Source organism: Robiginitalea sp. (assembly GCF_049588695.1).
In the GTDB taxonomy this organism is placed as follows: Bacteria; Bacteroidota; Bacteroidia; order Flavobacteriales; family Flavobacteriaceae; genus Robiginitalea.
In genome coordinates this window covers 1-7,112 of record NZ_JBAVZJ010000285.1, presented here as the reverse complement: position 1 = coordinate 7,112, position 7,112 = coordinate 1, and the positions used below count along the sequence as shown (strand labels likewise).

Below are 7,112 nucleotides of genomic sequence, written 5' to 3'. Positions count from 1 at the left end.
GCATTGTCCTGATCTGTGTGCAGCAGTTGTTCCCCTCTTCCCTGGCTCCCCATGGCCAACCAGGCAAAGGCTGCAGGCGCTTTGCCCTCTTTTCGAAGGCTGAGCTCGATAACCCTTTTAATACAGGCATCGTTGAGTTCTGCAATCAGCTTCATGGTAATGGACATGGGAATGTTATTCTCCAGGTATCCCTTCAGCAGGTATTCCACCCGTTTGCGGATGGGTTTTAGCCGTTTGATTTTCCGGGTTCGATTAATAGCCCGAAGCAGCACTTCCGGACTGTTGCCCAGGGCGAGCATCAGGTCGTATTTTGATAGGATTCCCACAACCGGAGTCTCTGTGGTGCCGTCTTCTGTCAGGCATAGATGCCCAATCCCGTTTTTCATCATGGCGAGCTGTGCCTGGGTAATGGTCATCTTTGCCGGGTAGGTAATCACCGGACTCGTCATGATATCTGAAGCAGGGGCGTCTATGGAATGGCGTCCGGTAACTACCTTGTTCCTAAGATCTTTATCCGTGATAATGCCCTCGGCAAGCCCTTCTGACAGGACCAGTACCGAACCCACATTATGGGCTGTCATCAGGGTGGCTACTTCCCGGGCCGGTGTCTGAGGTGTGCAATGCACCAGGTCTTTCCGGGGATGTATGGGTAGGATTTCAGTAAAGGGAGTCTCAGCCCTGGCGGCCATCTGAGGCGGGAGAGGCCCGAGGGCATCGGTTCTGGTCAACCGGGCATAGGGATTCCGGGTATTGGAGGCGAAGGATTCGATGACAAAATTTCCAACCTCTTCATAACTCTGGATCAGCGGCCGGAATTCAGATATCGGGATGGCATATAAGATACTCTCTTCCTGGCTTATAGCTTCCAGTTTGTAGTTCTCTCCGGCCATCAGGGGCCTGAGCCCGAACAGGTCTCCCTCATCACAAATATCGATAACCTCCCCTCCATTGCCCTTGCGCAGGGCGACGGCCCCTCTCTGAATAACATAAAAGAAAGCGTGAGCGGGTTCATCCTCTTTAAAGATATACGTCCCTTTGTCCATGTAGAGTATATCCACATCCGAAGACAGGCTTTTCAGGTCTTTTGGCGTAAGCTCGTTAAATGGTGGGTAGCGCCGAAGAAAATCAGCTACCCGTTCGACAATCCGGTTGCTCATTTCAGCAATTTACATCAAAAAATCTGACTTTGGAAAGTCCCTCGACATTAGAAAATCTTGCGGTTCCAGGATCGGCTGACATCCAGGCGAATGCCCAGTGTGAATACGGTTGCAGCTTCGAGACCCAGGGAATTCGTGCTGTTGGAGAATAGGTCTTTAAAAGAGATGAAATTACTGGAAAGCAAGAAATCGGAAATAAAAAAACCCAGGACTTTAGTCCCGGGTTTTTTTGTCATTTAAAAGTAGCGAGAGGGAGACTTGAACTCCCGACCTCAGGGTTCTGAATCCTGCGCTCTAACCACCTGAGCTACCTCGCCATACTTGCGGTAAGCGGGGGCAAATATAAGCCTTAATTTTGGGCTCTTCAAAATTGACATACCAAAAAGTTTTTGGGAATTATTTTTTTATCTTTTAGAAATCTATATATTGTCCGTGGACTAAACAGAGCCCCCTATGAGCGAGAAAATTAAGTATGAAATGGAGTTTGTTATCCAATCTTCGCCCCAACTCCTTTTTCAATATCTCGCCACGCCCTCTGGCCTCTCAGAGTGGTTTGCCGACAATGTGAATTCCAGGGGTGAGCTCTTTACTTTTATTTGGGATGGCTCCGAAGAAGTGGCCCGTTTGCTGAAGCGGAAAACGGATGAATTTGTGCGTTTTTCATGGGACAATAACGAGGAGGATTATTTTTTTGAAATGCGTATCATCGTTGACGAAATTACAAAAGATGTTTCCCTGTTTATTACCGATTTTGCAGAGGAGGACGAGGTTGACGAGGCTAAAATGCTCTGGGACAACCAGGTTTCCGACCTGAAACAAGTTATCGGATCCAGTTAATACTTCCCGGGGGAAGTCCTTATCTTTGACCTGCCAAAAAATTTATGCTTTTTTATGGTCAATTTCAACGGGGATCTCCTCCCTGATTCCAGTCATTTTCTAGATCATCAAAACCGGGGCCTTCAATTTGGAGATGTGCTCAGTGAGCGCGTCCGTTACACGGGTTCTGTCCTTTTGTTTTGGGAGGCGCATTATTTCAGACTCATGGCTTCCATGCGCCAACTCCGCATGGAAATCCCAATGGAATTCACCCTGGAGTTCCTACAGGAGGAAGTTCTGAAGACCCTCACCGCTTCGGGCAGTACTGAAGCACCCTGTGAAATTCGTATTACGGTATTTCGCAGAAATGGAACAGGGTATTTACCGCCTTCCAGGGGGATATCGTATGTCATAGACTTTACCCCGCTGGAAGCTGCCGAATTTCCACAGGATTCCCCCGGGCTTGTCGCAGATCTCTTTAAGGACTACTACTTACAGGCGGATGGACTATCCCGGCTACCCCACAATATGAAATTGCCATGGGTCCTGGCCGCTGTGTATGCAGATGAAAATGATTTTGACACCTGCCTGTTGGTCAACCACAGAAAAGAAATTGCCCTGGGATTACACGGGAACTTGTTTTTGCGTAAGGGTGAAGGGCTTAAAACACCTTCCTTAACAGATGGTTGTTCCGATGATATTCTGCGAAAGTTCCTGTTGAAGCAGGATTGGAAAGATATGCCTTACGATCTGCAAGAAGGGCATATTTCACCCTTCGAACTCCAGCAGGCCGATGAGCTCTTTATGCTGGATATTTCTTCAGGGGTATCCTCGATTACGCGATACAGGAAGGCGAATTACAGCCGGGAGGCCGCCGTTTTTGTATTGGATATGATCAATGGGTATATTCGGGAGCGTGCCCAAGGAGATGGAAGCCTTTAATTAAGACTGGGATTCTCCGGCGCATTGGACCACAAGAGATATTGCCCGCCCAATTCCCTCATTTTCTCCCTCCAAAAGGTCTGTGAGGGTTTTTCAATAATATTGCTCTCGTATTTGTTGGCTACTACAATCCATGACTTAGAATGCAATTCTTTGTCGAGTTGAAGGGATGCCCAACCGGAGTATCCCAGAAAAAAGCGAATATCTGCCTGGTCGATCTGACCTGAATTCACCAAAGTAACTGTAATATCAAAATCACCACCCCAATAGATACCGTCTGAGATTTCTACGGATTCGGGAATGAGTTCCGGCACTTTGTGTATAAAATAGAGGTTATCCTGTTCCACAGGACCTCCATTGAAAACCGGAAAAGGCACATCGATTTCCGATACGAGTTCATTCATACTATAGTTCAGGGGTTTATTGAGGATAAACCCTACTGAACCTTCACCGTTGTGTTCTGCAAGCAAAACTACGGAACGGTTAAAGGAGACATCTCCCGTCAGGGAAGGCTCCGCGATAAGTAATTTTCCCTTCTTTGGTTTTAAACCAATCATAAAGGCAGCGTGTTACTCAACTAAAAATAGAATAATTCGCCTAATTAACAAAAAAAGCACCCAGAAGGGTGCTTTAATATTTTTAACAAAGGCGGCTGAATTAGTTTACAGCGTCACTCAAATCAGATCCTGCCTTAAACTTAACTACCATTTTGGCTGGAATTTGGATCGTCTTCCCTGTAGAAGGGTTACGACCTTCGCGTGCATTTCTCTTAGATACGGACCATGATCCGAATCCTACAAGGGATACGCGATTTCCTTTTTTGAGAGCTCCTTCAACATTTCCGAGGAAAGACTCCAGTGCTTTCTTAGCTGCAGCTTTGGTGATACCAGCGTCTGCTGCCATAGCATCAATTAGTTCTGTCTTGTTCATAATTTAAAATAATTAAGAGTTATTATACATATTGCAAAGCGCTGACAAAATTATACGGATTTAGCGGTCAGACAAGTAAAACCGGGGGAAATAGCCGTTTTTGTTGATAACTTCGGGCCTTTGTTGATAAACCTGAAAATTCTATCGTGCTTTTGTGAGAGCCGATAAAATGGGGGCTCACAGAAATCGAGCGGATTTTTGGATCTCCAGTCCATTTAAGATGTCTTCAACAAACATACGCCGCTTGCCAGGCAATTGCATTTCCAGGACCTCCAGCCAACCATCCGAAGTCCGTGCCAAAAGTCGTTTTTCCAACTTCATAAGGCTCCCGGCAGGAGCTTCTGCCGAATGTGTATCGATTTTGGTCCTGAAAATTTTTACCCTCTCCGCTTCTCCGCCATTTTCAAAGTATGTCCAGGCTCCGGGGTGAGGACACAGCCCACGAATCTTGTTATACACTTCTTTTTGGGAACCGGTCCAGTCCAACCGGGTATTGTCAGGGGAGAGCTTTGGTGCTTTTTTGGGGGTTTTCAGGTGCTTCTGGGGTCGGGTAGCTACATTTCCGGAAGCGATCTGCATCACGGTTTCAAGCACGAGTCTTGCCCCCATCCCCATAAGTCGCTGGTAAAGGGAGCCTGTGGTTTCTTCGGGCCCCACAGGGGTTTTATCCTGAAGGATGATATGGCCTGTATCTATTTGCTCATCTATAAAAAAGGTCGTCACGCCGGTTTCGTTTTCGCCGTTAATCACAGCCCAGTGGATAGGAGCCGCACCGCGATAGTCGGGCAGGAGGGAGGCGTGGAGGTTAAAGGTGCCGAATTCCGGAAGCGCCCATACCGCCTCGGGTAGCATACGAAAGGCCACTACGACCTGCAGGTTAATCCGGTATTCACGAAGCTGATGCAGAAACTCCGGATCTTTAAGCCTTTCGGGCTGAAGGATGGGTATCCCGTTTTTCTCAGCACACTGCTTGACGGCTGAACCCTGTACTTTTCTTCCACGCCCTGCAGGGCGGTCGGGTGCAGTCACCACCAGGACAACCGGATAATTCTCATCCAGTAATAATTGGAGGGAGGGAACTGCAAACTCCGGAGTTCCCATAAAGGCAATTCTCAGGGGATTTTTCATAATACGATGTACTGGTTTTTACCTCCAAGTCGCAGCTTGCCATCGTGTAGCAGTTCCTGAAGACATTGTAAGGTTTCAGATTCGGGATATTCCCAGGTTTCCAATAACTCTCTAGAGGTCATGGGCCCATGGTTTAAGGCTTCCATGATTTTCTGTCGGAGTGCTGATAGTTCCGCTGTACTTAATTGTTTTTTGTTCAGGCAAACATCGCAAAAACCACAGGTTTTTTTGAAAGTCTCCCCAAAATATTTCAACAGCTGAATACTCCGGCACTGTTTGTTGTTTTGGAGGTAGGCTCCCATTTGGCCTACTTTTTCTTCTTTGATTTTTCGGCGGGATTTCACTTGATCGGAAAAGGCGTAAATGGTTTTTTCATCTTCCCGGGGCCTGAGGAAGGTGAGGAGCATATCGCCTTCCTGCTGGTAAAGCTCAAGGATTCCATCTTTTTCCAGACGTTTTAATGCCGTGTTGAGGTCCTGTTCTGAACACCCTATTTTACGGGAAATCATACGGGTATTGATCCTGGTTTCAAAGTCAAACAATCCCCCATAGGTTCTTAGAAGTACCTGCAGGGTTTGTTTGAATTCAGGATGCACCTTAAAGTAGTTCCACAAATCCGACTTAGAGGCTGTTATCCGGATCCGGGATTTTTCCCAGAACTCTTTGCTCAGGGTTATAACGCCTTGTCGGTCCAGGATCTCCAGAGCGTTGTAGGTAAGGTAGACAGGTAACTTATAGGTGTTGCAGAAATCCGTCAGGTCGAAGGGAAAGGGAGTTTCAATACGCTCTCCATAGGGGATCTTTAAATAGCTGTTCAGCCGGGAATAGGTATTGAGAACATCCCGGACTTGTGGGAGGTTGGAAAGGAATTGCTTTCTGGATTGCTCCAGGTCATCCGGACCTAAGAGTAAGGTGGCATAGGCTCTTTCGCCATCTCGTCCGGCCCTTCCGGCTTCCTGAAAATAGTGTTCAAGGGTTTCGGGGACTTGAAAATGTACGACCAGGCGTACATCTGCTTTATCGATTCCCATACCGAAAGCATTGGTAGCCACCATAATCCTCAATGCGTCGGATTGCCATAGCTTCAGGCGTTTGCTCTTAACATCGGGAGGCAGGCCTCCATGAAAAGGTTCTGCCGAAAAACCACGACCCTTAAGATGTTCTGAAAGCGTCACGGTAGCCCGTCTGGAATTCACGTAGATAATCGCACTGCCGGGATATCGGGTTAAAAGTTGGTGCAGGCGGTATCTTTTATCTTCTGTGGCTGTGACAGAGTAGATGAGGTTTGGCCGATTAACCGAATCCTTGAATACACTGGGAGTATTCAGTTCCAAAAGGTTTTCCACATCGTTCAGAACCTGGGGCGTGGCAGTTGCCGTAAGGGCTATTACCGGGGTCTGCGGGTGCAGCTCCCGCAATACAGCGCATTTCAAATAAGCAGGACGAAAATCAAATCCCCATTGGGAAATGCAATGGGCTTCATCTATGGCAATTAAGCATACCTGGAGTTCCTTCAGCCTGCTTAGGACCAATTCCTGCTGCAGGCGTTCCGGGGAGAGGTAGAGCAAGTCGTATTTACCAAAAACTGTGTTGTCGAGCAATCGAATCAGGTCTTCTTCTTTGAGTTTTCCCGACAGGCTCAGTGCCCTTATACCCCTGGATTTCAGGTCTGCCACCTGATCCTCCATAAGGGCGACAAGGGGCGAAACCACAATACATAGGCCCGGCTGCAGGATTGCCGGAATCTGATAACATAGCGATTTCCCCCCTCCAGTAGGCATCAGGGCCAGAACGTCAGATCCGTCCATGACGGCCTGGATGATACCCGCCTGAGACCCTCTGAACCCCTCATGACCCCAATGGGTTTTAAGAACCTCCTGTGGAGTTTTTTTCGTCATAACGCGCTAACACTTCCAGTAGTTTCGTTACCCGCTCCTCTATGGTTCCCGGGTTTAAGGTTTCAACCTGATAGCCAAATTTTTGATAAACGTCTTCCAGGGATTTGTGGATTTGGCATGCCTGTTCAAAACGTTCCAACCGCTCGTTATCCTGCCGGTAAATGGCTTCCCAGGGCGGGAGCAGTACGACCAAATCATAGCGAAACTGCTGACAGGGCTCCGTAAATTCGGAGTCATACCC

The 7,112-nt window shown here is 47.7% G+C and carries 9 protein-coding genes and 1 tRNA gene; 2 read left to right on the top strand and 8 right to left on the bottom strand.

Annotated features, from left to right (window positions below; all coding sequences use genetic code 11):
- The 3 genes from WBV75_RS06930 to WBV75_RS06920 all read right to left on the bottom strand — a co-directional run.
- Window positions 1-1,157, bottom strand: a 1,157-nt coding sequence (locus WBV75_RS06930) for a CBS domain-containing protein (RefSeq protein WP_424119907.1), incomplete at its 3' end; no start/stop codon positions are given.
- Window positions 1,158-1,204: 47 nt separating this feature from the next.
- The gene (locus WBV75_RS06925; RefSeq protein ID WP_424119906.1) at window positions 1,205-1,393 is read right to left on the bottom strand and encodes a hypothetical protein; all 189 of its coding nucleotides are present in this window, start codon (window positions 1,391-1,393) and stop codon (window positions 1,205-1,207) included.
- A 7-nt stretch (window positions 1,394-1,400) separates the two neighbouring features.
- Window positions 1,401-1,474 (bottom strand) — tRNA-Leu (locus WBV75_RS06920).
- A 136-nt stretch (window positions 1,475-1,610) separates the two neighbouring features.
- Here WBV75_RS06920 and WBV75_RS06915 point away from each other — a divergent pair.
- A complete protein-coding gene (locus WBV75_RS06915) occupies window positions 1,611-1,994 on the top strand; it encodes an START-like domain-containing protein (RefSeq protein ID WP_424119905.1) in 384 nt (127 codons plus the stop codon).
- Between the two features lie 54 nt (window positions 1,995-2,048).
- Window positions 2,049-2,915, top strand: coding sequence for an aminotransferase class IV (locus tag WBV75_RS06910; protein WP_424119904.1), 867 nt, complete (start codon window positions 2,049-2,051; stop codon window positions 2,913-2,915).
- Here WBV75_RS06910 and WBV75_RS06905 read toward each other — a convergent pair.
- The 5 genes from WBV75_RS06905 to WBV75_RS06885 form a co-directional block, all read right to left on the bottom strand.
- The gene (locus tag WBV75_RS06905) at window positions 2,912-3,472 is read right to left on the bottom strand and encodes a YqgE/AlgH family protein (protein WP_424119903.1); all 561 of its coding nucleotides are present in this window, start codon (window positions 3,470-3,472) and stop codon (window positions 2,912-2,914) included. The two genes, WBV75_RS06910 and WBV75_RS06905, sit on opposite strands and share 4 nt — an antisense overlap.
- Before the next feature lie 100 nt (window positions 3,473-3,572).
- Complete coding sequence (locus WBV75_RS06900; protein ID WP_424119902.1) at window positions 3,573-3,845, bottom strand: HU family DNA-binding protein; 273 nt, start codon at window positions 3,843-3,845, stop codon at window positions 3,573-3,575.
- A gap of 177 nt (window positions 3,846-4,022) precedes the next feature.
- The gene (gene fmt / locus WBV75_RS06895; protein ID WP_424119901.1) at window positions 4,023-4,973 is read right to left on the bottom strand and encodes a methionyl-tRNA formyltransferase; all 951 of its coding nucleotides are present in this window, start codon (window positions 4,971-4,973) and stop codon (window positions 4,023-4,025) included.
- A complete protein-coding gene (locus tag WBV75_RS06890) occupies window positions 4,970-6,871 on the bottom strand; it encodes a RecQ family ATP-dependent DNA helicase (protein ID WP_424119900.1) in 1,902 nt (633 codons plus the stop codon). Before WBV75_RS06890 ends, fmt begins: the two co-directional genes overlap by 4 nt.
- A partial coding sequence (locus WBV75_RS06885) for an AAA family ATPase (RefSeq protein ID WP_424119899.1) occupies window positions 6,840-7,112 on the bottom strand: 273 nt, incomplete at its 5' end. The genes WBV75_RS06890 and WBV75_RS06885, both read right to left, overlap by 32 nt.

Excerpts from the sequence above, each read along its gene's own strand:
- WBV75_RS06925 (WP_424119906.1), bottom strand. The coding sequence starts at position 1,393 with ATGACAAAAAAACCCGGGACTAAAGTCCTGGGTTTTTTTATTTCCGAT.
- WBV75_RS06890 (WP_424119900.1), bottom strand. The coding sequence starts at position 6,871 with ATGACGAAAAAAACTCCACAGGAGGTTCTTAAAACCCATTGGGGTCAT.
- WBV75_RS06900 (WP_424119902.1), bottom strand. The coding sequence starts at position 3,845 with ATGAACAAGACAGAACTAATTGATGCTATGGCAGCAGACGCTGGTATC.
- fmt (WP_424119901.1), bottom strand. The coding sequence starts at position 4,973 with ATGAAAAATCCCCTGAGAATTGCCTTTATGGGAACTCCGGAGTTTGCA.
- WBV75_RS06915 (WP_424119905.1), top strand. The coding sequence starts at position 1,611 with ATGAGCGAGAAAATTAAGTATGAAATGGAGTTTGTTATCCAATCTTCG.
- WBV75_RS06905 (WP_424119903.1), bottom strand. The coding sequence starts at position 3,472 with ATGATTGGTTTAAAACCAAAGAAGGGAAAATTACTTATCGCGGAGCCT.
- WBV75_RS06910 (WP_424119904.1), top strand. The coding sequence starts at position 2,049 with ATGGTCAATTTCAACGGGGATCTCCTCCCTGATTCCAGTCATTTTCTA.